Here is a 25,174-nt window from a genome sequence, read left to right on the forward strand (position 1 = left end):
GGGTGGACGACGATCCGCCTTGGCGGCGGATCGGCGGTGCCTGTCCTGCTGCGCAGGAGTTCCGTTTCCTCCCCGGCCTGAAGGCCGAAGTATCCACGGAAGGAATCTGATGACCGTGGCACAGACTCCCGACGCCGAGCGCTGGGTGCGCCGGTTCCATCCCGCCGACGACGCGCCCGTCCGGCTGGTGTGCTTCCCGCACGCCGGCGGCTCGGCCAGCTTCTACTTCCCGGTGTCGCGTGAGCTCGCCCCGGCGGTGGACGTGCTGGCCGTGCAGTATCCCGGACGCCAGGACCGGCGGGCCGAACCGCCGCTGACCAGGATCGACGACCTCGCCGACCGGCTGGCCGAGGTGCTGGCGCCCCAAACGGACCGGCCGGTGGTGTTCTTCGGCCACAGCATGGGCGCGCTGGTGGCGTTCGAGACCGCGCGGCGGTTCGAGGCCGCCGGGCATCCGGTGCGCGCCCTGGTCGCCTCGGGGCGGCGGGCGCCGTCGCGGGTGCGGCACGAGAACGTGCACCAGCGTTCCGACGAGGGCATCGTCACCGAGTTGCGGCTGCTCAGCGGCACCGAGTCGGACCTGCTCGGCGACGCCGAGGTGGTCCGGATGATCCTGCCCGCGCTGCGCGCCGACTACCAGGCGGTGGAGACCTACCGCTGCGACTCGGGGCGGCGGATCGCCGCGCCGATCCTGGCGCTGGTGGGTGACGCCGACCCGCGGGTGGACGTGGCCGAGGTGGAGTCCTGGGCGGCGCACACGGGCGGGGAGTTCCGGCTGCTGGTGCTGCCCGGCGGGCACTTCTACCTGACCGGCCAGCAGGCCGCGGTGCTGGGCGAACTGCGCTCGGTCACCGAGGCCGCACGCAGCGCCGCGAACGCCACGGCGTGAGGTCCGCGCCGGGCGGGCGGACGCCCGGCGCGGACACCCCGAACACAAAGTTCTACGAACATCGATGTCCAATGCGGACTCCGAGCCACGCCGAATCGTTGTACCGAGTGAGAAAGTCGGCAGTTGGTGGTCCGGATGGGCGGCCCGACGGTAAGTTCGTCGCGGTGGCAACGGGGCCTTTCTTTCTGGACACGGTTCGGTAACAGGTGGCCAGTACCCTTCGATGTGTCAGGTTCGTTGCTGCGCATGCGAGGCGCTGGGGGGCGTCGGGTACGGGCTACGACGGGGGAGGGACGACGATGAGCGCTGCCGTGCATCTATCCGGTTACCGACAGCTGGTGTCCGCCCTGGCGCGGGCGCGCGACGGCGCGGGCCAGGTGGTCCTGCTCGACGGGCCGACCGCCGGCGGCAAGTCCTACCTGCTCGACCTGCTCGTCCAGCTCGCTCGCGACGAAGGCGACCTGGTGGTCACGGCGGTGTGCTCCAAGTTCGACCGGACCGATCATCTGGCCGTGCCGCGGCAGCTGTTCGGCTCGCTGGGCCAGGCGGTCGAACCCGCGCTCAGCGACGCCGAGACACTCGTCGGCAGGCTGACCGCGCTGGCCGGCACGAGCGCGGTGGTGGTGGCCGTCGACGACCTGCGCCACGCCGACCCGGCCTCGCAGCGCTTCGTCAAGCAGCTGGCGTCCGGCCTGGCCGGGCAGCCGATACTGCTGGTCTGCGCCGACCGGGTGCGCCCGGCCGCCGGGGTGCCCGGGATGTGGGCCGATCTCCTCGACCAGGCGCACCTGCGTCGGATCGACCTCGGGCCGCTCACCTCGTGCGAGGTCGTCAAGACGGCCTGGCACGGCCACGGGCTCACCCTCGGCGAGGCGTTCGCGCAGCGCCTGGCCGCCCTCACCAACGGCAGCGCGCCGCTGGTGAACGCGCTGCTGGCCGACCACCTCGCCCGGTACGGCAGGCGCGTGCCCGACGGCGTCGGCCCGGTCGGCGGCCGGGCCTACCGGCAGGCCGTGCTCGACTGCCTGCACGCCCTCGACCCGGAGGACCGCGACGTCGCCGAGGCGGTCGCCGTGATCGGTTCGCTGGGCTCCGTCGACATGGTGTCGCAGGTGGCCGGCGGTCAGCCCGCGGCGGGCGCGATCGCCGAGCTGACCGCATGCGGCCTGCTCGACGCCACCGGGTTCCGCACCCGCGCCGCGCACGAGGCGGTGCTGCACAACATGTCGGCCAGCCGGCGGGCGTCGCTCAGCCGCCTGGTCGTCGAGCTGCTCGTCCCGGCCGGGGCGAGCCCGGACGACGTGGCCTCGTGGCTGGCCGCGGTGGAGAACCTCGACCCGATCAGCGAAGCCGCGCCGCCGCAGCCCCAGCGGCGGGTCAGCGCCAGTCGTTTCGTGCCGGTGCGGGTGCTGCAGATGCTCGGCGACGGATCCGCGGGCAACCTGGACTTCGCCGGGGACGGCCGCAGCCGCCGGCACTGGCATGTCGGCGCGGGGGAGCAGCCGCGCACCGCCGAACCGCGTTCGCTGTGGCACGCCACCGAGACCGTCGCCGCGCTGGAGCAGGAGATCGCCGGCCTGCCGCCGGGTGCCTTCACCATGGCCGACCTGCGGGCCCGGCAGCTGCTCATCGGCTGCGACTACCCGAGCCTGCTGCCGTCGGTGCTGGCCCGGGTGAAGGCCGACAGCCGCCGTTTGACCGAGCAGTCGCCGCGCTTCGCCGCGGTGCACTCGCTCAGCCGGGTGCTCGGCGGCCACGACACGCAACCCGCGCTGGCCGACGCGCACGCGGCGCTGACCGCCTTGGAGCGCGGCCGCGAGAATTCCCGGGCCGTGGTCAGCGCGCTGGCCACCCTCCTGCACGAGAACCAGTTCGCGCCGGCCGCGGCGTGGTGCGAGCGCTTCGCCTCGATCGCGCGGGCCGAAGGCGACGTCGCCGCGGTCGCCGAACTGCTCGCGCTCCAGGCGCAGATCACCATGCGGGGCGGGGACACCGCCAAGGCGATCGCCCAGGCCGAGCACGCGCTGGAGCTGATGGCCCCGGAGCAGTGGGGGATCCGCCTCGGCATGCCGCTGTCCACGCTGCTGCTGGGCACCACGGCCGTCGGCGACCACGAGGCGGGGGTGCGCTACTTCCGGCACCGCCTGCCCGAGCCGATGTTCGACAGCCGGTACGGCCTGCACTACCTCTACGCGCGGGGGCACTTCTACCTGGCCGCGGGCGAGCACCTGTTCGCGCTGGCCGACTACCTGCGCTGCGGGCGGCTGATGACGCTGTGGCGGGTCGACTCGCAGGAGCTGGCGCGCTGGCAGCTCGGCGTGGCCGCGGCGTACATGGCGATGAACGACTACGACAAGGCGGTCAGCACCATCGCCGAGGCGCTGCCGCGGCGCTCGGACGATCCGCTCGACGCCGAGCACGGCCGCAAGTGCGAGTCCATCTTCGAATCCCTGCTGACCTCGGCCGGCACGCCCGGACTGCTGTCCACGATCGAGCACCTGTGCCGCAACGTGTTCACCCGGACGGAGACCGAGCCGGTCGCCAAATACAAGATCGTCGACCGGTACGCCGACTGCCTCGACCGGCTCACCCTGGCCGAGCGCCAGGTGGCGGTGCTGGCGGCGAAGGGCTCCACGAACCGGGCCATCGCCCGGGAGCTGTCGATCACCGTCAGCACGGTGGAGCAGCACCTGACCCGCGCGTACCGCAAGCTGCAGGTGGTCGGCCGCAATGAGCTGCGGGTCCGGCTCGGTTGAGCGTGGTGGGACGGCCAGGATGACGCCCGCCCCACCACGCCGCCCTCATTCAGTCCGCGACCGCGACGCGGGTGCGGTGGTGGCGCGGGTTGTCGATCTCGTCGACGATGGCGACCGCCAGGTCGGCGTAGGACAGGTGGCTGGTGCCGTCCTCCTTGGCCAGCAGCTGGTCGCCGCCGGTGCGGTAGACGCCGGTGCGCTCGGCCTGGTCCAGCACCATCGGCGGGGTCAGCACGACCCAGTCCAGCTCGGTGTCGGCGGTGCGCAGCGTGTCCAGGCCCGCGGTGTGGCCCTGCGCGAACTCCTTGTACGCCTCCGGGAAGTCCGGCGTGTCCAGCATGCGCACGCCGGGCGCGACCTCCAGGTTGGAGACCATGCCGACCACGACGGCCCGGCCCACGCCCGCCTTCGGCAGCCCCTCCAGGAACGCGTTGGCCGCGCCCACGAAGAAGTCGCCCGGGGCGCTCTGCGGGTCGTACGCGGCGTTCACGGCGGCGTCGTGCCCGGCGGCCAGGCCCGCCACCGAGGACGCGTCGCGCACGTCGCCCGCCACCGCGGCGACGCCCAGGTCGGCGTACTTGGCCGGGTCGCGGACCACGGCCGTCACCTCGTGGCCGCGCTTGACGGCCTCGTCGACGACGGCACGACCGGCCTTGCCACCGGCACCGAACACGATAATCCTGCTCATATGCAGACCTTCCCCTAGTATCGGTGTATCCCGATCTTTGTGGCCGAGTCTAGAACGGAAGGTACTTGTTACCGCAAGGGTACCTAAGTACCCTCTGGATAGTGACCACGTCATTGGACCCAGAGATGTTCGATCCGGCCTGCCCGTCCAGCGCGATGCCGATCCGCATCGGCGACAAGTGGGCCGGGCTGATCATCTGCTGCCTGGAGGACGGCCCTCGGCGCTTCACCGAGATCCAGGTCCCGCTGCGCGGCGTGACCGCGAAGGTGCTCGCCCAGACCCTGCGCGGCATGGAGCGCGACGGAATGATCACCCGTACGGCGTACCCGGAGATCCCGCCCCGGGTCGTGTACGAACTCACCGACCTCGGCCGCACCCTGCTGGAACCGATCGCCGCCTGCCGCGAGTGGGCCAAGGAGCACCTGCCCACGATCCTCGCCGCCCGCGAGGAGTGGGAGAAGGCCGCCGCCGGCGCGGCCTGAGACCGCACGTCCACACAGCACGGGACACCGCCGTCCCGTGCTGTGCGCTGCCGCCCGCCCGAACCCCGCACGAGGTGACGATGCATCCCGGCACGCTCTACGCCATCAGCGACCTGCACGTGGGCTACGCCGAGAACCGCGCGCTGCTCGACGGGCTGCGACCCAGCTCGGCGCAGGACTGGCTCATCGTCGCCGGTGACGTCGGCGAGATCTTCGACGACGTGGTCGACGTGCTCGCCGGGCTCCGCGAGCGGTTCGCCAAGGTGATCTGGGCGCCCGGCAACCACGAGCTGTGGACCCCGCGCCAGGATCCGGTGCAGACCCGCGGCGAGCGCCGCTACCTGGACCTGGTGCAGCGGTGCCGGCAGCTCGGCGTGCTGACCCCCGAGGACGACTACGCCGTGTGGGAGGGCGCGGGCGGCCCGGTCGCCGTCGCGCCCCTGTTCGTGCTGTACGACTACTCGTTCCGGATGCCCGGCATGCTGACCAAGGCGATGGCGCTGCAGCACGCGTACGACACCGGGATCGTGTGCGCCGACGAGATGCTGCTGCACCCCGACCCGTACGCCAGCCGCGAGGAGTGGTGCCAGGCTCGGGTCGAGCACACCCGCACCCGGCTCGACGCGGTCGATCCGGCGCTGCCGACCGTCCTGGTCAACCACTTCCCGCTGGTCCGCCAGCCGACCGACGTGCTGTGGCACCCCCAGTTCGCGCAGTGGTGCGGCACCGAGCTGACCGCCGACTGGCACGTGCGCTACCGCGCCGCGGCAGCCGTCTACGGCCACCTGCACATTCCTCGCCTGACCTGGTATGACGGCGTGCCGTTCCAGGAGGTGTCGCTGGGTTACCCGCGCGAGTGGAAAACCAGGTCCGCCCCGCCCGCGATGCTGCGCCCGGTGCAGTGGGCCGGGGTGCCCGCATGATGGCCCCGCTGCTGCCGGTCGCCGCCACGGTGGTGGAGGCGTTCGACGACACCGTGCCCGCACCGCTGTTCCCGGAGGAGGAGCAGCTGGTGGCACGCGCGGTCGACAAGCGGCGCACCGAGTTCGCCACCGCCCGCCGGTGCGCCCGCGAGGCGCTGGCCAAGCACGGCTTCGCGCCTGCGCCATTGCTCACGGGAGAGCGCGGGCAGCCACTGTGGCCCGCGGGAACGGTCGGCAGCATCACCCACTGCGCCGGGTATCGTGCCGCCGTCGTGGCCCGTGCCGCCGACCTCGGGTCGGTCGGCGTCGACGCCGAGCCGCACCAGCCGCTGCCCGACGGCGTGCTGGACACGATCGCGCTGCCCGCTGAACTGACCCGGCTGCGCGCGCTGACCGCCTCCCACCCGGCGGTCTACTGGGACAGGATGCTGTTCAGCGCCAAGGAGTCGGTCTACAAGGCATGGTTTCCGCTGGCCCGGCGCTGGCTCGACTTCGCCGAGGCCGACCTCGCCTTCGACCCGGACGCGGGCACGTTCAGCGCCACCGTGCTGATCGACGCTCCCCGGTACGGCGACACCCCGCTGTCGCGATTCGACGGTCGCTTCGCCGCCTCCGCCGACCTCGTCGTCACCGCCGTGACCGTGCCCGTCCGGCCGTGACGCCGCTCGGCCGTCGCGAAGTTCCGCGCCGGGCTGCTCGAATACTCGGCTGCGGGTGAGACCGGCACCCGTCTAGAGTTCCGGGCGAGAAACCGGAAGGGTCCGGCTCACCGGCCGGCGGATCGGAAGTGAGCACACGATGACCAGTCGACTGTCCGCACTCTGCTTCAACGCGCTCGAACCGCTGCCGCTCGCACGGTTCTGGGCGGGAGTCCTGGGTAGGCAGCTCGTCGACGATCCGTACGACGGCGTCGTGCTCCTGCCCGACGACGACACCGCGTTCCGGATCCGGTTCGTTCCGAGCACCGAGCCGAAGATCGGGCAGAACCGCGCGCACTTCGACCTTCCGAGCGCGTCCCTGGAGGCCCAGCGGCAGACCGTGGCCACGGCGCTCGAACTCGGCGGCCGGCACATCGACGTGGGCCAGGGCCCCGATGCCGACCACGTGGTGCTCGCCGACCCCGAGGGCAACGAGTTCTGCGTCATCGAGCCGGGCAACAACTTCCTCGCGGGCTGCGGCATCATCGGCGCGCTGTCCGGCGACGGCATGCCGGAGGTCGGCTACTTCTGGAGCGCGGCGCTCGGCTGGCCGCTGGTCTGGGACCAGGACCAGGAGACCGCGATCCAGGCGCCATACGGCGGCACGAAGATCACCTGGGGTGGTCCGCCGCTGATGCCGAAGACAGGCACGGACCGGTTGTACTTCGACCTCATTCCACCGGCCGGCGGCGACCAACAGGCGGAGATCGACCGCTTGCTCTCCCTCGGCGCGACTCTGCTGGACAAGGAGCGTGACGACGCCGGTCGGGTGATGATGGCCGCGCCGGGCGGCAACGAGTTCTGCTTGCTCACGCCCCGATAGCACGCCCGTCCGCGCCTGTCGCAGGCGTCCCTTAGGGTCTGGACGGATCATGGGCGGCAGGCGTGGACGGCAGGGGTTGGGCGATGTTCGAGCAGTCGGGCGGCACGCTGGCGATGATGGCGCTGGTCCACCGGGCCCGCCGGGCGGGGGCCACCGGAGACCTCGCCGCCCTGCGGACCACGGCCCGGGACATGCTGGCCCAGCTGGAGACCGCGAGCTCTGGCCGCGGCCTACCGAAAGCCGACGAGCAGGAGCTGGACCGGCTGTACGACACGGCGTTCCCGCTCACCGACCCCGCCGACCCCGCCGACGTGCTCGACGCGCCCTGGCCGACCACGGCACGGCGGGCCGCACTGGCGACCCTGCTCGGCGGGCAGCCGCGCCCCGACGGCCGGCTCGACGCGCTCGTCGTCGCCGCGCTCGACGCCGGTGACCTGAAGGTGCTGCGTGCCATCGCGCTCACCCCGCTCGGTGGGATCTGCGGCACCTCGCGCGCCCTGCTGCTGGACGCGCTCCAGGCGGCCGGGGAGCTGGACGACGAGGTCGTCGAGCGGTTCGCCGCCGACGCCGACACGGTCCGCAAACTGGTCGGCCGCGGCAGTCCGGTCGTCGCCGCGGCCACCGGCGACCGGTTCCGGCCCGCCCTGCACAACAATATGTGGGAGCTGGCCTGCGCCGCCGACGTCGACGAGGACCGGTTGCTGACGCTGCCCGTGCCGCGCGGGTTGCGCTTCGTGCGGTGGGCGCTCGACTTCACCGGCAACTGGCGGGTCGCCCGGCACCTGGGCGCGGCGGCGCTGACCTCGGCCGAGCGGGCGGACCTGATCGAACTGCTGCGCGACGCGCCCGTGGAGCGCCAGGAGCGGGCGTTCACGCTGCGCCTGGCGGCCGGGGACGCGCAGGCGCTGCTGCCGCTGCTCGGCCTGGCCGGGGCCGAGCGCCTGCTGCGTCTGATCCAGACCGGCCAGGCGACGAGCCGCGTCGTGCGCAACGACCGGGCGGCGATCCTCGCGGCGGCGGCCGAGGCGGGCGGCGCGGACGTGGCCCGGCTGCTGAAACTGGTGCCCAACGACGTGGTCGCGGCGGCGCTGGGCCTGCGTCGTGGACCGGTCATGACCCGGGTGGCCAAGGACTCGCCGGTGGGCCTCACGGCGTACGGGATGCTGCCGCCGGCCGACGGTGAGACCGTGCTGGACCGCTGGGTGGCGCTGCGCGAGGTGCACCGGCGGGGCATGGAGTTCTCCCCGGAGCGGCGACGTCAGCACGCGGTCGCCCTGGACGTCGCGCTGGAGCACCTGGCCCAGGTCGGCGGATATGCCGACGCCGCCGCGCTCGACGAAGCGGGGGAGGCCCACTCGCCCACGCCGGTGCCGGCGCCGCTGGTCGTCGGGCCGTACACGGCCGCCGTCGGTTTCGTCGGCGGCGAACCCGCGGTCGTCGCGAGCAAGGGCGGCCGCGTGCTGAAGTCGCTGCCCAAGGCCGTACGCGAAGACCCGGGCGTGGCGGCGCTGCGCGAACAGCACGAACTGGTGCGCGGCCACGCCTCGCGGCTGCGCGGCAGGCTGCACCGGCTCGTCACCACCGGCGCGCCGGTGCCGCCCGCGGAGCTGGCCCGGCTGCGCGCCACCCCGACCGGGGCGGGGCTGCTGCCGCTGCTGGTGTGGCAGGACCAGGGCGGTCGGTTCGGGCTGCTCGACGACGTGGACGCGACCGGTCCGGTCAGCGCGGCGCATCCCGCCTCGCTGGCCGCCGCCGGGCTGCTGGGGCATTGGCAGGCGGAGGCGGCCCGGCGCAGGCTCTGCCAGCCGGTGCCGCAGCTGTTCCGCGAGTGGTACGCGCCGACGCCCGAAGAAATCACCGGCGACGCGACCCGCTTCACCGGCCGGGTGATCGACGGCGGCGCGGCGGCCCGGGAACTGGCGTCACGCGGCTGGTCGCTTCACGACACCGCCCAGCCGTACGCGACCAGGCAGTGCGGCGAGCACACCGCGGTGCTGCACACCGTCACGGAAGGCTACTGGGCAGCGGGCGATGTCGGTTTCACCCGGCTGGAGTTCCGCGACCGGGACACCGCCGTGCCCGCCGACCGGGTGCCGCCGGTGGTGTTCTCCGAGGCGGTGCGCGATCTCGACCAGGCCGCCTGGGCCGGCCGCCGCAGCGTCGGCGACTACTCGACGGGCCTGGCGCGGTCCCGTGCGGAACTGCTGGCCGCCGTGCTCGGCGACGGCGGACCGGACCGGATCACGCGGCAGGGCGACACCGTGGTGGTGGATGGCACGCGCGCCGTCTACCGGCTGCACCTGGGCACCGATGCCGTCGTGATCGGCGACCGTCCGGGGCCGCGCGAGCTGTCGTACGGCTTCGGTGACACGCCGCATCCTGCGCTGTTCCAGCCCGTCGAGCGCGCCGACCACGCGACCGCCCGCCTGCTCACCCGGATCCTGCTGCTGGCCGAGGACGAGAAGATCACCGACGAGTGGACCCTGGAGAAGCTGGGTCTGCTGCCGCACGGGACCGTGCCGGCCTGCAGCATGTGCGGAAGCCAGCATCTGTGGGACTGACGCCCGACGCGGTGGGTGATATCGCTCGCTTCCTTAGGTAACGATAGTTGTGGCCCGCTCGCCCTGTACCAGCGAGGACAACGCACAGTCACCAGTGGACCACGAATCACGGTTTGTGACCGGGGGTGCGGGGTGGCTAGTTTGTTCAAGTCTCACTTGACGTTCGGACACCTACGCCCGGCGGACCTCGCCGGCCGGTGGTGGAGATGACGGGGAGCACACGTGCAGTATCGGCCGGAAGTTGTCCGCGAAGGCGACCGTTACCGGGGTCGACGACGGGCAGACGTCCCGTCCCGGCGCAGGTACACCGCAGTGCTGGCGACGGCTGCGGCAGGTGCGGGAGTCGTCGCGTTCGCGACCGGCGCCGCTGTCGACGACGCGAAGGGCGACGCCGCCGACAGCGCGGTAGCCGCGTACGTCCAGGCCGGCGGTGCCACCAGCGACCGCGCGCAGGCCGCGGACCGCGCCAACCGTGCCGAGCGGACCACCGAGACCACGGCCGAGAGCACCGTCACCTGGAAGCTGCCGCTGCACGACTACGACCTGGCCGCCGGCGTCAGCGCCGGCGCGGGCCACTCGCGCCACGGGCTGGACCTCACCGGGCTGCCCGAGGGCACGCCGTTCGCGGCGATGCGGGCCGGCACCGTGGTGCAGGCGGGCTGGAACGGCGCGTTCGGCAACTCGGTCATCATCGACCACGGCGACGGCGTGCAGACCGTGTACGCCCACGCCAGCCACGTCCTCGTCAAGCGCGGTCAGCAGGTCGAGGCCGGCCAGGCGATCGCGCTGCTCGGCAACACCGGCCTGTCCCGCAACGTGCACCTGCACCTGGAGCTGTACGTCGACGGCGTGCTGCAGGACCCGCTGTCGTGGTTCAAGGAGCGCGGCGTCGACTTCGAGTTGGAGATCGAGGCGCTGCCCAGCTGACGGGGCCCGCCGAGCCGGGGCCGTCAGGCGGCGAGCTTGGCGAGCAGTTCCTTCATGCGGCGGATCTCGATCTGCTGATCCGCGTTGACCTCGCGGGCGAGCCGGTCGCTGGCCGGTTCGACGCCCCCACCGGCCTGGTAGAGCTGGTCGACCATGGTCACCGCGCCCTGGTGGTGCCGGATCATGTAGTCGAGGAAGAGCCGGTCGAAGGCCGGGCCGTCGGCGTCGGCCAGCCGCGTCAGGTCGCTCTGGTCGAGCATGCCGGGCATCAGCTCGCCGTGGCCGACGTGATTGGCGTGCGGCGACGGCAGCGCTTCGCGGCGGTCCGTCAGCCACCGCTCCATCAGCGCGATCTCGTCCTGCTGCGAGATCGTGATCCGCTCGGCGAGCTGGGCGATCTCGGTGCTCCGGCTGCGCCCGGCGACCAGCGCCGTCATCTCCAGCGCCTGCCGGTGGTGCGGAATCATCTTGGCCATGAAGGCGGTGTCCGCCGCGTTGTGCGGCGGCGCGGACAGCCCGGCGACGTCCGCGGGGGAGAGCGTGCGCGCGGACTGTCCGGGCGCGCCCGGCTGGACCACGCGCAGGGTCGGCGCGGCCGTGCCCGGGGCGGCGTCGTCGCCCGGCAGCAGGACGATCAGGGCCACCGCGACTCCGGTCGCGACGGCGGCGGCCACGGCGGCGATGGCGAGGCGGCGGGAGCCGAGCATGGTCAAGACGGTAGCCGATGTGCGGCCGCGCGGCGACCGTCCGGAGTGGGCCGGGTCAGCCGCCGTACGGCCGGGTGATGATCTCGAGGTTGTGTCCGTCGAGGTCTTCCCAGTAGAGGCCGCGGCCGCCGTCGTTGTGGTTGATCTCGTTCGGCCGGCTGTGGAACGGGTCGGCCCAGAACGTCAGGCGGCGCTCGCGGATGCGGGTCCAGATCTGGTCGAACTCGTCCTCGGTCACCAGGAACGCGTAGTGCTGGGTGCGGATCGGACCGTCGGCGCGCACGACGTCGAGCGATACGCCGTTGGCCAGGGCGACCACCCGGAACGGGCCGTAGGTCGCGGCCGGCGCGAGGCCCAGCAGGTCGGTGAGGAAGTCCGCGCTCCGGTCGCGGTCGGCGGCCATGACGATGGTGTGATTGAGCTGTACGGGCATGACGTCCATCTTGCCCGAAACGCGGAGGGGGCGGCCCACCGAAACCGGTGGACCGCCCCTGCGCTTTGTCGCGCCGTGCTCAGTCGAGCGTGGCGCACTGGCCGCCGGCGGGGCCGCTGACCGTGTTGGCCGCACCGAGGTTGATCGGCGCGGGGGTGTTGCCGGAGCAGGCGAGCGGGCCGTTGATCGTGCTGTCGGCGATGATCGGCTCGACGCCGGTCGTCCTGCCGCCCGACAGCGAGACCGGACCGTGCAAGGTCGTGTCGACGACCGCCACGCTGCCCGTCGCACCGGAGACGGCCACCGGGCCGCGGACGGTGCTGTGGTAGAGGTGCACCGCGGCCGCCGACGACGCCGACACGGGGCCGGAGATCGTCGAGTCGATCGCGAGCAGCGTCGCGCCCCTGCGGACCGCGACCGGGCCGTTGACGGTCGCGCCGTCCAGGCAGGTCACGCCCGAGACGGTCAGCGGGCCGTTGTGGCGGCCGTCGATGGTCGTGGTGCAGGTGCGGGCCAGCTGGTCGAAGCGCGCCCGCGCCACCGCGAAGCTCGGCGCCCAGGTGATCTTCGTCTGGTGCTGGGCGTTGAACTCGGGCAGCTGGATCTGCCGGGCCGCGGCGATCTCCGCCTCGGTCAGGTGGACGCTCGGCTTGAGTCCGAACACGTCGAGGCCGCGGGCGATCTCACTGCCGTAGACCGCGCCGTTGTACCAGTACGCCGACCACATGCCGCCCAGCACGAGCGCGGTGGCCGAGATCGGGCCGCGGTCGAAGTAGCCGATCTCCTTCGGGTGTGCCGAGTCGGTGTAGTCGACCAGCGAGATGCCGCCCTGGTACCAGGCCTGGGCCATGATGTCGCGGCCGGGCACCGGGATCAGCGAGCCGTTGTGCGCGACGCAGTTCTCGGTCAGCGTCTGGGGCACCGGCAGCTTGTAGTAGCTGCGGAACTCCATCTTGCCGTCGACGATGTCGAAGACCGCGTTCGCGCCCCAGCTGGCCTGGTCGGTCGGGCGGCATCGGGCTCCCGTGCCGCCGCCCCACTCGTCGGTGAAGATGACCTTCTTGCCGTCGTTGGTCAGCGTCGCCGAGTGCCAGTACGCGAAGTTGGGGTCGGCGACCTCGTCCAGGCGCACCGGGTGGGCGGGGTCGGAGATGTCGATCAGGATGCCGTTGCCCTCACAGGCGCCGGCCGCCAGCCCGAGGGCCGGGTAGGCGGTGATGTCGTGGCAGGCGTCGGTGATGGGGGTGGGACCCCAGTTCGCGCCGGACGGGTGCGTCGGGGCGGGCGGCGTGTTCTGCAGCCCGTCGACCGCGCCGGTGTCCGGGTCGGCGAACAGCCGCGGACCGCTGACCACCGCGGCGGCGGCCGGGTCGGCGACCGGGACCTTGATGACGTCGATCCGCCAGCGCGAAGGGTCCTCGCCGTTCGCCGGGTTGTTGTTGCAACCCGCCATCGTGGCGACCGGACGCACCCCGGCGGTGCCGGAGACGTACACGTACACGTTGGCCGGATCGTCGGGGTCGGACACCACCGAGTGCGTGTGCGACCCGCGGCACAACTGGACGGCCGCGACCTGCGTCGGCGTGGTGATGTCGCTGATGTCGAAGACGCGCACGCCCTGGAAGCGCTCGCCGACGGTCGGGTTGGCGCCGCAGTCGACGCGGGCGCGGCTCTCCTCGACCGACATGAACAGCAGGTCGCCGTAGACCGACACGTCACCCTGCCCGCCCGGGCAGACGACGCTGGTCACGACCGCCGGGGCGGCCGGGTTCGCGATGTCGACGACGTTGAACCCGTTGAAGTTGCCCATGATCGCGTAGTGGCCGGTGAAGGCGAGGTCCGAGGTGACGAAGCCGAAGTCGCCGGGGTTGGCCGGATTGACGAAGCCCGGTGGTTTGTCGAGGTGGGCGAGGTGTTCGAGATTGCCGATCGCCGACTGCGCGTCGAGCCAGCCCGCGCCGAGTCCGATGCGGGGATCCGGTTCGTCGGCATGAGCTACGGCCGGCGTGAGCGCGGCGATGAGTAGGGTGGCCGCGCCTGCGGCCAGCACGCGGTGGATGGTGCGTCGTGGAGTGGTCGGCATGTATCGCGCCTCTCTTGTGGAGGGGGCTCAACTCGGCGCGGCGTGTAATGAGTGGGACGGTCGCCGCACCTCACCGGACGGTATCGAAGTGGGGCGATCGGGGCAAGAGGGCCGGCCGCCTCGCCTCCCAGCAGGCAAGCCCCTGCATTAGTCTGCGCTGACTCATGGTGCGGTGATCGTGCGCATCTCGGCGGGGGAGGCACTGGGTGGATACGGAGATCATCGAGCTGGGCGAGGTCCGGGCCGGAGTGGAGCCATCGCCTGGCCGGAGCCGGCCGGTCCGAGGCCTCAGGCCGCTGGCCGCGGTGATCGCATTGCTGCTCACGGGCGCGCTGGGAGCCGCGGCGCCGATGACGCCGATGTTCACGCAGCTCGCCGACGTGGCCCTGGGCGACGTCGACGGGCCGGTCACCGGCGGCGTCGATGTGGCGGGCGACCTGCTGCTGGTCCGCAACAGCAAGGCGGTGTCGGCGTACGACATGAACAGCGGCGCGTTGCGCTGGCGGCTGCCGGCCTCGGCCGGCCGGGGGCGCGACATCCAGGTCGCGGCCCAGGTCCCCGACGTGCTGGTGATCAACGAGGACTTCGCGGACGGCAGCACCTCCTCGGCCGCCGTGGACGTGCACACCGGAGCCGTGCGCTGGAGCACGCGGCAGTACGTCTGGGTGATCGGCGAGTACGCCCTGGACAGCCCGCCCATCATGATGTCGGCGGAGCCGGGGGGCGAGCTGTCCGCGCCTGCGCCGACGGAGATGATCGTGCGCGACCTCAGCACCGGCCGGGTGCGGTGGGTGCTTCAGGGCACGCCGTACGCCGCGGTCGACGAGGGGGCGCTGGAGGCGTGGTCGGTCTCCGAGCGGGGCGAGTTCACGGTGCGCGATCTGCGCGACGGGCGGGTGCTGCGCACCGGCACAGCCGCGTTCCCGCCCGGCAGACCGGTGCTTGCCACGGTGTACGGCGGGATGCTCGTGCTGTCCGCCATCCTGCCTACCGGCCAGCACATGGAGGCCCGCTACGACACCCGGACGCTGCGCGGGATCGACGTGAGCGCGTCGCTGACGCGCTTCGCGTGCGGCGACTACCTGTGCGAGGTGGCCGACGACGGCGGCACCTCCTCGCCGCTGGCCGTGCTGGACCGCGACACCCTGACCGTGCGCTACCGGCTCGCACCCCACCTGCATCTGCTGCCGAGCGCGCAGGGCGCGATCACGGTCCGGACGGACAGCGCGCTTCAGTTGGGCGCGACCGCCGACCGGCTGATCGACCTGGCCGACGGCAGGACCCTGCTCGATCTGGAAGGCTGGCGCGTCCAGCTCTCGTCCGACAGGAGCAGGGACGCGCTGCTGCTGCGGTCGACCGCGAGCGGGATCCAGCTCTCCGCGTCCGACGACGGCACGGTCCGCCGCCAGGACACGCGGACCGAACTCGGCCGCTACCAGGTCGCGCGGATCGAGGACGGGCAGGTCCGGCTGCTGGGCACGCTGCCGCCCCGACTGAATCGCTGCTTCCACACCCGGCAACGGATCGCCTGCGTCTACGACGGCGACCGGCTGGGGGTGTGGAGCGTCGCCGCGTCGGCGTACTGAGCGATGCCGCGCGAGCGGTGCCCAGGTGAGGCCGGTCCCACCTGGGCACCGCCCGGGGGTTTCAGTTCGGGTTGGCGGCGTGGGTGAGGGTCTCCCAGGCCGTGAACAGGTTGTTGGTGCCGGCCGGACGCTGGTTGAGGGTCAGCGTCTGGGTGTTGGTCATGCCGATGCCGAGCCGGAAGTTCAGCGCGTTGAAGCCGACCTCGGTGACCGGGCCCAGGCCCAGGTGCAGGCTGCCGCCGCACAGCCACGACGGCGCGGCGGTGCCGAGCTGGTACTTGCTGTGCCAGGCCCAGGGCGTGGCGCAGCCGGTCGGTGAACTCCGGGTAGAGGTCCTGGCCCTGGATGCGGCTGGTCTCGGCGATGTGGGTGGCCGAGGAGATGCCGTATCCGGTGTGCGTGAAGTCGCGGCAGGTCTCCTGGGAGAGGCCGTCGACGAAGGTGCTCTGCCCCTGCCAGTAGTCGATGATCTCGCTGGGGGTGTCGATGCCGCCGCCGGGGCCGTACGGCACCGCGCCGTCGGAGGCGAGGTAGAAGTAGGCGCGCATGCGGTTGCGGAACCTGGTGACGGCCCGGTCGTAGGCGCTGCGGTCCTCCAGGAAGACCGCGATGCCCATGGTGGCCTCCATCATGGACATGTCCCAGTTGCCGTTGCTGGTGGTGTTGCCGTTGACCACCTCGGGCAGGTACACGTTGCGCAGCATGGTGGCGAACCGGGTCGCGTTGGGCCAGCCGGTGTAGGTGTGGCGGATGATCTCGGCGGCGCGCGGCCAGGTGGACCCGGCCCAGGCGGTCTGCAGCGGGGCGTTGCTGTTGGTGTGGTCCACGATCACCGCCGACCAGGCGTCCATCAGCTGGACGGCCTTGTCCGCGTAGCGGTTGTCGCGGGTGATGTACCAGGCCAGGGCCATGGTGTACGCGGCGATCGCGTCCTCGCGCTCGTCGGTGCAGCCGAGGTTCGGGTTCGAGTACGAGCCGCACTCGACCACGGCGCGCGGCTTCGGCGCGCGGGTCAGCGAGGCGTACCGGCTGGCCATCATCTGGTCGTAGGCCTGCCGCCACGGCTGGGCGTTGCTGTTGACCTTGCTGCGGACGAAGTCGAGTTGGGCGCGGCTGACGAGCACGCCGGGGTGGGCGAAGGTGGCGGGAGCGGCCTCGGCGCGGCGCTGCGGCCCGGCGGGGACCACGGCGAGCGCGGTGCCGACCAGGGCGATCAGTGCGATGGCGAGGGCAAGCGGCATCCGCCGTCGGGTGTGGAGCATCGGCGTCTCCCTGAAGTCTCCAGGGCTCGGGAGCGGCCAAGCCATGAACTGTAAGGTAACTTTCCTTACTAAACAGGGCCGATCCGGAGACTGTCAACACCCTCGACATGCCGTCGTCGATGCGTGCTGTCAGGCCGCTCGCATGGCGTCGAGCAGCCCGGCGACGCCGACGGTCGCGAAACCCACCCGGGCGTCGCTCGCGCCGTAGGGCATCCACAGCTCGCCCCGGTGCAGCAGCCCGCCGCAGGAGTAGACGACGTTGGGGACGTACCCGTCGCGGTCGGCCTCCGCCGGAGCCAGCAGCACGCCCGGCAGCTCGGCGACGACCCGCTCCGGCCGGTGCAGGTCCAGCAGGATCGCCCCGATGGCGTACTGCCGCATCGGTCCCACGCCGTGCGTGAGCACCAGCCATCCCGCGTCGGTCTCCAGCGGCGAGCCGCAGTTGCCGACCTGGATCAGGCTCCAGCTGCGTCCGGGCCGCAGCAGGGGGACGGGTTCGGCCCAGCGGTTGTCGCCGTCGAGCGCGGTCAGTCCGAGGGTCTCGCCGTCGGCCCGGCAGAGGGCCAGGTGACGGCCGTCGATGGTTCGGGGGAACAGCGCCACGCCTTTGTTGCGGGCGCCCGGCCCGCGCATCGGGGTCACCTCGAATCGGGTGAGGTCGGCGCTGTCGAGCATTCGCGACGCGATCTGCCGCCCGTCGTACGCCGTGTAGGTCGCCCGGTAGGCCGCCTCGCCGTCCGCACCGGTGACCCTGACGAAGCGGGCGTCTTCCATGCCGTTGCTCTCCGACGGGTTGTTCGGCCACAGCACCCGCCCGCTGAGCGGCACCTGCTCCGGGAAGACCACCGAGTAGCCGTCGGCGATGGTACGGCGCAGCTGCTCCATCGTGCGCTGCGCGGTGGCCCGATGCAGCAGGTCGGGCGGGATCGACGCCAGCGTCCGCTCGAACTGCTGGTCGTCGAAGCGTTCCGGCAGCAGCCCCAGCACGGTGGCGCAGACCTCGTCGTCGTAGGCGCCCTCGTCCAGCCCGGCGGCGAGCAGGTCGCGCCGGTGCAGCACACCGACGCGCGCCCCGACGGCCAGCGGGCCGGGTCGCGGAGCCAGGGCGAGGTCCCGGCCCGGTCCGAGCACCGCGGTCGCGAACCCGATGGAGGACAGGTGGCCCTCGCCGATCTGCCGCAGGCTGACCGCGACCCGCAGCTGCCCGTCGGCCAGGCCGGACTGGTCGGGATGCGGCACCATCGACGGGTTGCACAGGGCCGCGCCCTCGACGGCGTACTCGTGGCTGAAGAACGCGCCGATGAGCGTGCGCATCGTGTCCGGCAGTTCACGGTCCGGACTCACCCGGTGCCTGACCAGGTCGAAGTGGTGCCGGAAGGTTGCCGCCAGCTCGTGATGCCGGCTGCCGTAGCCGTCCATTACCTCGTCCAGCAGCTGCGCGGCGGACCGGTCGTCGAGGGCGGTGATCCGCTCGACCAGACCGGAGGCGCGGGTCCGCGCGAGCGCGGCGTCCTCGCCGGGCACGAACAGTTTCACGATCACGCGCCGCGGGTCGGGGGAAAGCGTGACGTCGTGCCTGACGGCGAGCTCGGCGGGCGTCATGCCGGCACCTTCGCCCGCGCGTGCTGCAGCGTGGACAGCAGTGCCAGCGTCGACTCCGCGCCCTGGTTGAGATTGGGGCCGTACGCGGTCAGCCCGTCGTAGCCGCCGCCGGTGTGCTCGTCCCACATCACCGCACCGGCGTCGTTGACGCCCAGGAACCAGGCGACGGTCCGATCCAGATCGACCTCCCAGGCCCGGTCCCCGGTCACCGCCGCGGCGGTGGCGAAGGCGTCGGCCAGCGCGGCGACCTCGATCGGCTGCTGATCCCGGCCGGCGCGCTCCTCACCGCGCGCCCAGCCACCGGCCGGGATGACGCGCAAGCCCCGCGGGCCCGACTGCACATCGCGTATCCAGGCCAGCAGGTGAAGGCCCGTGCCGAGTGCGGTGTCGTCCCCGCGCGCGGCCGCGTCGGCGATGACGACCTCCGCGAGCGCCGCGTTGGCGTACGTCAGCCGGGGCAGCGGCCACGGCCAGTCCGGATCCGCGCCCGGTGGGCCGACCGCCGTGGCGGCGTCGGACAGCAGCGCGGCCGCGTCGACGTCGCCCGGGTCCGCGCGCAGCACCTCCGCCGCGCCCAGCCCGGCGAACGCCATGGCATGCGGGTAGGCGGACCGCTGCGAGGTGCCGAGCCTGAAAGCGGTCAGGGCGGAGTCGCGTATCCAGGGCACCGGGTGGCGGGCCGCCGCCGTGCCCAGGCCCCACAGCGCCCGTCCCCACCAGTCGCCGAGCCCGGCCGGGTCGGCCCAGCGCCGGTCATGGCCGAGCCGGTTGTGGAACGCCCCGGTCTTGGCCTGCGCGTGGTTGAGGAAGGTCAGGTAGCACTCGGCCAGCCGGACCAGCTCCGCCGAGGGATCGGCCTCGCGGCTGGTGACGACGAGCCCGCGGGCGACGTCGTCGGTGCAGTAGCCGTGCTCACGGCGGGCGACGGCGAGTCTGGCGTGCTCGAACAGGCCGGTGTCGTCGGTCAGCCGGACGAGATGGGCGAAGTTCGGTTCGGGGACCTTCACACGGCGGCCGCGGTCAGTGCCCGGTCGGCTGCCAGCAGCCGGTGCGCGAGCGTGGCATACCGGTCCGCGACGGCGGGCCACAGCATGGCAGGGCCGGGCACGCCGCCCAGGCCCGCGGCGTCGGGACTGGTGAGGATCGCGCGGACGGCATCGGCCATGGCCGCGGCGTCGCCGTGCGGCACCAGGACGCCGGGACCGCCGGTCAGCAGCTCGACGGCGTGCGGGAAGCGGGTCGCCACGACGGGGACTCCCGCGGCGACCGCCTCGATGAGCACACCCGAGGTGACCTGTTCCCGCGAGTCGTAAGGCAGCAGCACCACGTCCGCGGAGCGGATCAGGCGGCCCAGCGACGCGTCGTCACGGTACACGGGGTCGAAGCGGACCGAGTCCGTGATGCCGAGCACGCGGGTCAGCTCGACCAGGCCGTCGCGGTACTGCTCGCCGTGCTGTTCGAGCACGCGCGGATGGGTCTTGCCCGCGATGGTGTACACCGGCCGCTGCGGCAGGTTCCGGAGCCGGCCCATTGCCCGCACGGCCCATTCGATGCCCTTGCCGGGCCCGAGCAGTCCCCAGGTGAGCAGGTGCGGGCGCGAGCCTTTGACGGCGGGGGCGGCGGCATGGTCGTGGGCTCCGTGCGGGATGACGGTGACCTTGGCGGGATCGACGTCGTAGCCGGCCGCCAGCCGGTCCCGGGCGGTCGCGGTCATGACGACCACGGCGTTCGCAGCCTGCGCGACCTGTTCGAGCACCGACTTCTGCCGGGCGGTGGGGGCCGCCAGGACCGTGTGCAGCACCACGATGCTCGGCACGGTGAGCTGGTTCAGCATCGGCACCACGTCGTGGCCGTCCGCGCCGGGGTAGATGCCGTACTCGTGCTGCACGACGGCCACGTCGAAGTGGCCGAGGGCCTTCGCGGCGAGCTGCCAGCCGCCGGCGTCGTCGCCGGACCAGGTGTGCACGACCTTGGGGTCCGCGGTGCCCGATTCCCGGGCGGCGGTGACGCGCACGATGCCGCCGGGCATCCCGTCCGGGCACAGCGCGGCTGACAGGGCGGAGTTGAACGTGGCGAGCCCGCACGCGGTCGGCGGATGGGTGCTGACAAAGCCATAACTGGTGGGCATTGATGATGCCTTCCGGTTCATCGGCGTCCCTCCACACGGGAAGGCGGCCTCACGCGGTGAAGGCGTCCGCTCGGCCTGCGTGTGCGGCGAGCGGTCCGGGTCTCCCGGGACGTCGCCCGGGAACCACATTGCACCCTTTCGGGCGTCTCAGCATCTCGACAGTAGCAGTAAGCAGAGGTCAATCGACGATCGTGTGATACAGCCGCAGGTAGTCGTCGACCATACGGTCGGCGGAGAACCGCTCCCTGGCCCGGTCACGGCAGCGCTGCCGGTCGATGTCGCCGATGCGGGACACGGCCGCCACCGCCTGGCTGACGTTGTGCACGAGGCGCCCGGTCACGCCCTCGTCGACGACTTCGGGCATCGAACCCCGGGCGTACGCCACCACTGGTGTGCCGCAGGCCATCGACTCCACCACGGCGAGCCCGAACGGCTCGGCGAAGGCGATCGGATGCAGCAGCGCCGCGGCCGACGACAGGATCTCGCCGCGCTGCTCGGGTCCGACCGAGCCGAGGTAGACGACCTGCTCCCCGTCGACGTGCGGCAGGATCTGCTCCTCGTGGTAGCGCTGGTCGGCGACGATGCCGCAGATGGTCAGCGGCAGCCCGGCCCGCCGCGCGATCTCGATCGCGGTCCGGGTGCCCTTGTCGGGATGCACCCGGCCGAAGACGGCCAGCCCGTGTCCGGCTGCGGACCGGTATGGGAACTGGTCGAACGCGATGCCGTGGTAGATCGTCGCGGCGTAGTCGAGGTCGGGGGAGCGGTCCGAGTCGGAGATGGACACGTACCGCGACCGGGCGCGCGCGTATGCGGGCAGGATCGCCGCGCCGGAGAACCCGTGCACGGTGGTCAGCAGCGGCGCGCGGCAATGCTGCGAGAAGGCCAAGGGCAGCCAGTCCAGGTGGTTGTGCACCAGGTCGAACTCCGCCGACCGGCCGAACGCGTGCGCGACGTGCATCGCCTCCCAGACGCGGCCGTCCATCGCCGGATCCTCGGCGTAGCCGTGGGCGCACACGCCGTCGAGGGTCGCCGCGGTGCGCGAGTCGAGCGTGGCGAACAGGGTGACGTCGACGCCGCGAGCCGTCAGGCCCTCCGCGAGCAGGCTGGTGACCTGCTCCCACGGCCCGTAGTGGTGCGGTGGCGTACGCCAGGCCACCGGTCCTAGCAGGGCTACCTTCACGCCGACCTGGTTCGAGGCATGCGGCTCACCCTACGGGACCGCGCGACCGCGGCGCCGCGTGGAGGCGGAGCGGGCCGCGCTGATCAGTCCGGGACCTGGTGGATCACGTTGCCGCCGATCGTCACGATCATCTAGGGTGCCACGGGTGCCATCCACTTTGTCCGGACCGTGCCGTGCCGGCGTGAACCTTCGAGGAGCCTCCCCCATGCGCCGTACCGCCGTCTCCGTGCTGCTGGCCCTCACGATGCTGGGCGCGGCAGCCTGCGGTGACGAAGCCGCGCCGCAGGCCGTGCCCTCGGCTGCCCCGGCGAGCAGCGCCGCCGCGGACCCGGTCGCGAGCCTCGCGTTCGCCTGCGAGGCCGCCGACGGCCTGTACGCCACGCTCAACCAGCAGACGCAGGCGCACATCCAGCGCGGCTTCGCGGCGGAGAAGCGCGGCGACACGGCGACGGTGGCCAAGGAACTGGCGGCGCTGGAGCCGATGTTCCTCGCCGTGTCGGCGAAGTTCGGCGAGGCGGCGGACCGAGTGGACGACGCCGAGGTGGAGCTGGCACTGAACGACCTGGCCGACGCGGCGTCGACGGCGGCGTCGTTCACCACGTTCGCCGAGTTCGGTGCGATGCAGCAGTTGACCGTCTCCGCCGAGTTCGTCCTCATCCGCAAGTGCCGGTACTCCGGGTACAAGATGGTCAACCTGGTCTGACCGCTGCCGCCGGTCAGACTGCGGTTTCACCCGGACCGCATGCGCGGCGATTTCAGCCGATATAATATTGAATGTTAAGCGGGAGTGGGAGGGGGCGAATATGCAGATTATTTCGGTCAGTCCCATTGACTGGGCGATCGACATGATGGATGGTGCGAAAACCGTCGAGGACGTCCAGACCGCCCTGCGATGCAGTGGGCGGGCCGCGGTGCAGGCTCAGGGTGTGACCGTCGTGCAACTCGAGGACGGCCAGTGCCATTACCTGTGCGAGGACGCGATGAGCCCGCTGTGGCAGGGCCAGCGCTTCCCCGCCACGTCGTGCATCAGCGGATGGGCGATGCTGCACGACCAGACCGTGGCCATTCCCGACATCCGCGCCGACGACCGCATCCCGCAGGCCGCCTACCGCCCGACGTTCGTCCGCAGCCTGCTCATGGTGCCCATCCGGGTCGCCGGTGTGCCGGTCGGCGCGATCGGGGCCTACTGGGCGGACCTGCACCGGGCGACCGCCGGCGAGACGGCCGTGCTGGAGCGGCTCGCGGAGGCGGCGGGCCGGGCGCTGGCCAGGCTCTCGGCGCCCGCCGGGCGTACGGGCGTCCTGGCCGTCTGAGGCCGGAACCGGACTCCCCGCGGCGGCGTGGATGACCGCCTACGAGCCAGACGTGTCCTCCCCGCCGCGTGAGCGGGTCGACGCGGACAGGGTGCTGCGCGACGTCGCGGCCGAACTGGCCGTGGCCGCGAGCGCCGAGGACGTGGTCGAGGCGCTGGACCGGGCCGTCACCCGGCTCGTCCCGGCCGGTTCGCCGCACGAGTTGCGCATCCTGCTGCCGGAGGACTCTGCCGGGTCCGCCGACCGGCTGCCGGGCCCGGACGAGGTTGCCGGGCTGGTGCTGATCGAGGTGGACACGCCCCGGTCAGGGCTGGTCGGCATCCTGCTGATCGACCGCGCCACCGCGGCGACACCCCACCTGCGGCCGGCCCTGGAGGTCATGTCGGCACAGGCCGCGCTGGCGGTGGAGAGGATACGGCTGGCCGCGGAGGTCAGCCGCCACCGGAGTTTCCGTGAGATCGAAGCGTTGATGGAGCAGACCCGCGACGTGGTGCTGATCATCGATGAGGACGGCTGCATCCGGTACGCGAGCCCGTCGGCGCGGCACGTTTTCGGCACCTCTGCGCTGCTCCATGCCAGGCTGCTCGACTTCATCGACGTCACGCAGCGACCAGCGGCCGAGTTCCTGCTTCAGCACGTGCGCTCCGGCGGCGCCGGTGCGGGAGAGAGCCGCGCCGACTGGACCGTCCAGGCGCTGGACGGCAGGACGCCCATGGTCGAGGTCGCCTGCCGGGAGTTGTGCCCGGCCGGCCCGGCCCGTGATCTGGCGCTCACCCTGCACGACGTGACCGCGCAGCGGCGGCTCGAGCACGACCTGACGGACCGCATGTTCCACGACGCCGTGACCGGCCTGCCCAACCGGATGCTGTTCGCCGAGCGCACCGAACACGCGGTCGCCGCCGGGGCGGGTCTCACCGCGGTGCTGATCGTCGACCTCGACGACTTCGGGTCCGTCAACGACAGTTTCGGCCACGCCGTCGGCGACGAGGTCCTCCACACGACGAGCAGGCGGCTGAGCGACGTCGTCGGCGACCACGGCGTCGCCGCCCGGTACGGCGGCGACGAGTTCGCCGTGCTGATCCAGGACGCCGACACCGTGGCAGACGTCGAGCGCGTCGCGGCCCGGCTCTGCCGATCACTGGCCGAGCCGATGCGGACCAGCGGCGGAACGGTCGTGGTCTGCGGGGCGAGCATCGGGGCGGCCACGAGCACACCGGGCGGCAGCGCACACGAACTGCTGCGCAACGCCAATCTGGCCCTGCGCAGCGCCAAGAGCGCCGGCGCGGGGCAGTGGCGCCGGTACGAGCCGTCGATGACCGACCAGGCGCGGCAGTCGGAGTTGCGCGCGGCCTTGGGCGCAGCCGTCGACGGCGAGGAGTTGCTGCTGGAGTACCAGCCGATCGTGGCTCTTCGTACCGGCCGCACGGTGGGCTTCGAAGCGCTGCTGCGCTGGCAGCATCCGACGTGGGGCCGGCTGCTGCCGGGCGAGTTCATCGAGATCGCCGAGGACTCGGGGCTCATCGTCCCGATCGGCGAGTGGGTGCTCGCGGCGGCGATGCGGGCCGCGGGCCGGTGGCGCGACGCGGCGCGGGTACGCGCTCCGTACGTGAGCGTCAACGTCTCGGCCCAGCAGTTCCGGTCGGACGGCTTCGTCGACACCGTCGTGGGCCTGCTCGCGCAGACCGGGCTGCACGCGCACCGGCTGGTCCTGGAGATCACCGAGAGCCTGCTCCTGCGCGACGACGACAAGGTGTGGCACGCGCTCGAACTGCTCCGGGCCAGGGGAGTGCGGATCGCCATCGACGACTTCGGCACCGGCTACTCCGCGCTGGGCTACCTGCGGCAGATCCCGCTGGACATCGTGAAGCTGGACCGGTTGTTCGTCCGCGGGCTCACCACCTCCCGGCGGCAGCGGGACCTGGTGGAGGGCATCGTCACGCTGACCCGGGCGTTGAGCCTGGACGTCGTGGCGGAGGGCATCGAGACCGAGCAGCAGCGTCAGGGCTGCATCGCCACCGGCTGCACCTACGGCCAGGGCTACCTCTTCGCCGTTCCCATGCCGGAAACGGACACCGCCGGCTGGCTCGCCGAGGCGCGCCGCGCTCCGCCGCCCTAGCATCCGGTTTCATTATT

21 protein-coding genes are annotated in these 25,174 nt (G+C 72.4%); 12 read left to right on the top strand and 9 right to left on the bottom strand.

Annotation, left to right across the window (positions count from 1 at the left end):
• Positions 1-109: 109 nt before the first annotated feature.
• Together ACFQO7_RS20815 and ACFQO7_RS20820 are read left to right on the top strand one after the other, a co-directional pair.
• On the top strand, positions 110-889 hold the full coding sequence (locus ACFQO7_RS20815) for a thioesterase II family protein (RefSeq protein ID WP_376807889.1): 780 nt from the start codon (positions 110-112) through the stop codon (positions 887-889).
• Between the two features lie 299 nt (positions 890-1,188).
• Positions 1,189-3,645, top strand: a complete 2,457-nt coding sequence (locus ACFQO7_RS20820; protein ID WP_376807890.1) for a helix-turn-helix transcriptional regulator — start codon at positions 1,189-1,191, stop codon at positions 3,643-3,645.
• Between the two features lie 49 nt (positions 3,646-3,694).
• On the opposite strand, the gene ACFQO7_RS20825 is transcribed toward ACFQO7_RS20820, so the two are convergent.
• Positions 3,695-4,333 (bottom strand): NAD(P)-dependent oxidoreductase, encoded by a 639-nt coding sequence (locus tag ACFQO7_RS20825; RefSeq protein WP_376807891.1) that lies wholly within the window; start codon positions 4,331-4,333, stop codon positions 3,695-3,697.
• Between the two features lie 101 nt (positions 4,334-4,434).
• Here ACFQO7_RS20825 and ACFQO7_RS20830 point away from each other — a divergent pair, with 101 nt between their 5' ends.
• From ACFQO7_RS20830 to ACFQO7_RS20855, 6 genes are all read left to right on the top strand, one after another.
• Complete coding sequence (locus tag ACFQO7_RS20830; protein ID WP_360526602.1) at positions 4,435-4,815, top strand: winged helix-turn-helix transcriptional regulator; 381 nt, start codon at positions 4,435-4,437, stop codon at positions 4,813-4,815.
• An 80-nt stretch (positions 4,816-4,895) separates the two neighbouring features.
• A complete protein-coding gene (locus tag ACFQO7_RS20835; RefSeq protein ID WP_376807969.1) occupies positions 4,896-5,738 on the top strand; it encodes a metallophosphoesterase family protein in 843 nt (280 codons plus the stop codon).
• Positions 5,735-6,397: a 4'-phosphopantetheinyl transferase family protein gene (locus ACFQO7_RS20840; RefSeq protein WP_376807892.1), complete on the top strand. Its 663-nt coding sequence runs from the start codon at positions 5,735-5,737 to the stop codon at positions 6,395-6,397. The genes ACFQO7_RS20835 and ACFQO7_RS20840 overlap by 4 nt, the downstream gene beginning before the upstream one ends.
• A gap of 139 nt (positions 6,398-6,536) precedes the next feature.
• The gene (locus ACFQO7_RS20845; protein WP_376807893.1) at positions 6,537-7,259 is read left to right on the top strand and encodes a VOC family protein; all 723 of its coding nucleotides are present in this window, start codon (positions 6,537-6,539) and stop codon (positions 7,257-7,259) included.
• Between the two features lie 83 nt (positions 7,260-7,342).
• The gene (locus tag ACFQO7_RS20850) at positions 7,343-9,820 is read left to right on the top strand and encodes a DUF4132 domain-containing protein (protein WP_376807894.1); all 2,478 of its coding nucleotides are present in this window, start codon (positions 7,343-7,345) and stop codon (positions 9,818-9,820) included.
• A 312-nt stretch (positions 9,821-10,132) separates the two neighbouring features.
• A complete protein-coding gene (locus ACFQO7_RS20855) occupies positions 10,133-10,747 on the top strand; it encodes a M23 family metallopeptidase (RefSeq protein WP_376807895.1) in 615 nt (204 codons plus the stop codon).
• 23 nt (positions 10,748-10,770) lie between these two features.
• Here the strand turns inward: ACFQO7_RS20855 and ACFQO7_RS20860 are convergent, their stop codons facing one another.
• The 3 genes from ACFQO7_RS20860 to ACFQO7_RS20870 form a co-directional block, all read right to left on the bottom strand.
• A complete protein-coding gene (locus ACFQO7_RS20860; protein WP_376807896.1) occupies positions 10,771-11,454 on the bottom strand; it encodes a DUF305 domain-containing protein in 684 nt (227 codons plus the stop codon).
• Positions 11,455-11,509: 55 nt separating this feature from the next.
• Positions 11,510-11,887: a VOC family protein gene (locus ACFQO7_RS20865; protein WP_376807897.1), complete on the bottom strand. Its 378-nt coding sequence runs from the start codon at positions 11,885-11,887 to the stop codon at positions 11,510-11,512.
• A gap of 79 nt (positions 11,888-11,966) precedes the next feature.
• Positions 11,967-13,970, bottom strand: a complete 2,004-nt coding sequence (locus ACFQO7_RS20870; protein WP_376807898.1) for an LVIVD repeat-containing protein — start codon at positions 13,968-13,970, stop codon at positions 11,967-11,969.
• 206 nt (positions 13,971-14,176) lie between these two features.
• On the opposite strand from ACFQO7_RS20870, the gene ACFQO7_RS20875 reads away from it, so the two are divergent.
• Complete coding sequence (locus ACFQO7_RS20875) at positions 14,177-15,556, top strand: outer membrane protein assembly factor BamB family protein (protein WP_376807899.1); 1,380 nt, start codon at positions 14,177-14,179, stop codon at positions 15,554-15,556.
• Here the strand turns inward: ACFQO7_RS20875 and ACFQO7_RS20880 are convergent.
• The 5 genes from ACFQO7_RS20880 to ACFQO7_RS20900 all read right to left on the bottom strand — a co-directional run bounded on the left by ACFQO7_RS20880 (position 15,505) and on the right by ACFQO7_RS20900 (position 21,728).
• Positions 15,505-16,818 (bottom strand): alginate lyase family protein, encoded by a 1,314-nt coding sequence (locus tag ACFQO7_RS20880; RefSeq protein ID WP_376807900.1) that lies wholly within the window; start codon positions 16,816-16,818, stop codon positions 15,505-15,507. The genes ACFQO7_RS20875 and ACFQO7_RS20880 overlap by 52 nt on opposite strands.
• 129 nt (positions 16,819-16,947) lie before the next feature.
• The gene (locus tag ACFQO7_RS20885) at positions 16,948-18,420 is read right to left on the bottom strand and encodes a glycoside hydrolase family 130 protein (RefSeq protein WP_376807901.1); all 1,473 of its coding nucleotides are present in this window, start codon (positions 18,418-18,420) and stop codon (positions 16,948-16,950) included.
• A complete protein-coding gene (locus ACFQO7_RS20890) occupies positions 18,417-19,427 on the bottom strand; it encodes a glycosyltransferase (RefSeq protein WP_376807902.1) in 1,011 nt (336 codons plus the stop codon). The genes ACFQO7_RS20885 and ACFQO7_RS20890 overlap by 4 nt, the downstream gene beginning before the upstream one ends.
• Positions 19,424-20,548: a glycosyltransferase gene (locus ACFQO7_RS20895; protein ID WP_376807903.1), complete on the bottom strand. Its 1,125-nt coding sequence runs from the start codon at positions 20,546-20,548 to the stop codon at positions 19,424-19,426. Before ACFQO7_RS20895 ends, ACFQO7_RS20890 begins: the two co-directional genes overlap by 4 nt.
• Before the next feature lie 178 nt (positions 20,549-20,726).
• A complete protein-coding gene (locus ACFQO7_RS20900) occupies positions 20,727-21,728 on the bottom strand; it encodes a glycosyltransferase family 4 protein (RefSeq protein WP_376807904.1) in 1,002 nt (333 codons plus the stop codon).
• Positions 21,729-21,933: 205 nt separating this feature from the next.
• Between ACFQO7_RS20900 and ACFQO7_RS20905 the strand changes: the two genes are divergently transcribed.
• The 3 genes from ACFQO7_RS20905 (at position 21,934) to ACFQO7_RS20915 (ending at position 25,157) form a co-directional block, all read left to right on the top strand.
• Positions 21,934-22,431 carry a hypothetical protein gene (locus ACFQO7_RS20905; RefSeq protein WP_376807905.1) on the top strand — a complete coding sequence of 166 codons (498 nt, stop codon included), beginning with the start codon at positions 21,934-21,936 and terminating at the stop codon, positions 22,429-22,431.
• A gap of 145 nt (positions 22,432-22,576) precedes the next feature.
• Positions 22,577-23,041: a GAF domain-containing protein gene (locus tag ACFQO7_RS20910; RefSeq protein WP_376807906.1), complete on the top strand. Its 465-nt coding sequence runs from the start codon at positions 22,577-22,579 to the stop codon at positions 23,039-23,041.
• Between the two features lie 31 nt (positions 23,042-23,072).
• Positions 23,073-25,157 (top strand): putative bifunctional diguanylate cyclase/phosphodiesterase, encoded by a 2,085-nt coding sequence (locus ACFQO7_RS20915; protein WP_376807907.1) that lies wholly within the window; start codon positions 23,073-23,075, stop codon positions 25,155-25,157.
• The last annotated feature ends 17 nt before the right edge of the window (positions 25,158-25,174 follow it).

It is taken from the genome of Catellatospora aurea, assembly GCF_042663325.1.
In the GTDB taxonomy this organism is placed as follows: domain Bacteria; phylum Actinomycetota; class Actinomycetes; order Mycobacteriales; family Micromonosporaceae; genus Catellatospora; species Catellatospora aurea.

Bases quoted from the DNA above. Each gene is read 5' to 3' on its own strand.
- ACFQO7_RS20835 (WP_376807969.1), top strand. From the start codon at position 4,896: ATGCATCCCGGCACGCTCTACGCCATCAGCGACCTGCACGTGGGCTAC.
- ACFQO7_RS20845 (WP_376807893.1), top strand. From the start codon at position 6,537: ATGACCAGTCGACTGTCCGCACTCTGCTTCAACGCGCTCGAACCGCTG.
- ACFQO7_RS20895 (WP_376807903.1), bottom strand. From the start codon at position 20,548: ATGCCCACCAGTTATGGCTTTGTCAGCACCCATCCGCCGACCGCGTGC.
- ACFQO7_RS20880 (WP_376807900.1), bottom strand. From the start codon at position 16,818: ATGCTCCACACCCGACGGCGGATGCCGCTTGCCCTCGCCATCGCACTG.
- ACFQO7_RS20910 (WP_376807906.1), top strand. From the start codon at position 22,577: ATGGATGGTGCGAAAACCGTCGAGGACGTCCAGACCGCCCTGCGATGC.
- ACFQO7_RS20850 (WP_376807894.1), top strand. From the start codon at position 7,343: ATGTTCGAGCAGTCGGGCGGCACGCTGGCGATGATGGCGCTGGTCCAC.
- ACFQO7_RS20870 (WP_376807898.1), bottom strand. From the start codon at position 13,970: ATGCCGACCACTCCACGACGCACCATCCACCGCGTGCTGGCCGCAGGC.
- ACFQO7_RS20815 (WP_376807889.1), top strand. From the start codon at position 110: ATGACCGTGGCACAGACTCCCGACGCCGAGCGCTGGGTGCGCCGGTTC.
- ACFQO7_RS20840 (WP_376807892.1), top strand. From the start codon at position 5,735: ATGATGGCCCCGCTGCTGCCGGTCGCCGCCACGGTGGTGGAGGCGTTC.
- ACFQO7_RS20905 (WP_376807905.1), top strand. From the start codon at position 21,934: ATGCGCCGTACCGCCGTCTCCGTGCTGCTGGCCCTCACGATGCTGGGC.
- ACFQO7_RS20885 (WP_376807901.1), bottom strand. From the start codon at position 18,420: ATGACGCCCGCCGAGCTCGCCGTCAGGCACGACGTCACGCTTTCCCCC.
- ACFQO7_RS20825 (WP_376807891.1), bottom strand. From the start codon at position 4,333: ATGAGCAGGATTATCGTGTTCGGTGCCGGTGGCAAGGCCGGTCGTGCC.
- ACFQO7_RS20860 (WP_376807896.1), bottom strand. From the start codon at position 11,454: ATGCTCGGCTCCCGCCGCCTCGCCATCGCCGCCGTGGCCGCCGCCGTC.
- ACFQO7_RS20865 (WP_376807897.1), bottom strand. From the start codon at position 11,887: ATGCCCGTACAGCTCAATCACACCATCGTCATGGCCGCCGACCGCGAC.
- ACFQO7_RS20915 (WP_376807907.1), top strand. From the start codon at position 23,073: ATGACCGCCTACGAGCCAGACGTGTCCTCCCCGCCGCGTGAGCGGGTC.
- ACFQO7_RS20820 (WP_376807890.1), top strand. From the start codon at position 1,189: ATGAGCGCTGCCGTGCATCTATCCGGTTACCGACAGCTGGTGTCCGCC.